This is a genomic window from Microtetraspora sp. AC03309, assembly GCF_020826795.1.
GTDB lineage: Bacteria > Actinomycetota > Actinomycetes > Streptosporangiales > Streptosporangiaceae > Microtetraspora > Microtetraspora glauca.
Genome location: NZ_JADDIL010000396.1, coordinates 1 through 565, shown reverse-complemented (window position 1 = coordinate 565; position 565 = coordinate 1). Strand labels below are relative to the sequence as shown.

Annotated in this window: 1 protein-coding gene; it reads right to left on the bottom strand. The window is 59.3% G+C overall.

From position 1 onward, the window contains the following. Nucleotides 1-122: 122 nt before the first annotated feature. On the bottom strand, nucleotides 123-565 hold a 443-nt coding region (locus IMZ11_RS43520), incomplete at its 5' end, for a hypothetical protein (protein WP_228649548.1).

Sequence of the window (565 nt, the reverse complement as noted above, 5' to 3'; positions counted from 1 at the left end):
GTGCCGGCCGGCACAAACACGAACAATGCGTAGGACACCAGCCCCAGCGTGCCCGTGAACAGCATTCTGAAAATGTTCCTCATCACCCCTCCTGGGTCGACGCGAGAGTTGGACCGGCTGTGTCAGCAATCCAGTGAAGTCGAAAGGTGCCGGCCATACTCACTCAGCGACTCGGCATTGAACATCTGGAAGTGCGTGCAGTCGACAGTGGTCACCTCGATATCACCGTCGACGAATGGTCCCCAACTCTTCAGGCAGGACCTGATGGCCACCCGACTCCGGAACCTGCTCCATCCCGAGCGTGAGCGGGTACCGGCGTTTCCGTGGCTCACCCGCCGCAGTGCGGAGAAGGCGACCACATCTCCGTGGAATACCTCGGGCACATGCTTCAACAGGCATATCTGGTCGGTGCTGACACTCTGCGCCATGAATTCGATCAGCGCCTTCGGAGGTAGGCTGAATCCAGACGCGTTCTGGCGTCGAACAAGTTCTTCAGCCCGTCGGTAGGTGAGCGGGCCCCAGTGCAACGGCACGGCGATATTGTTGGTCTGCAGAAGATAATCCA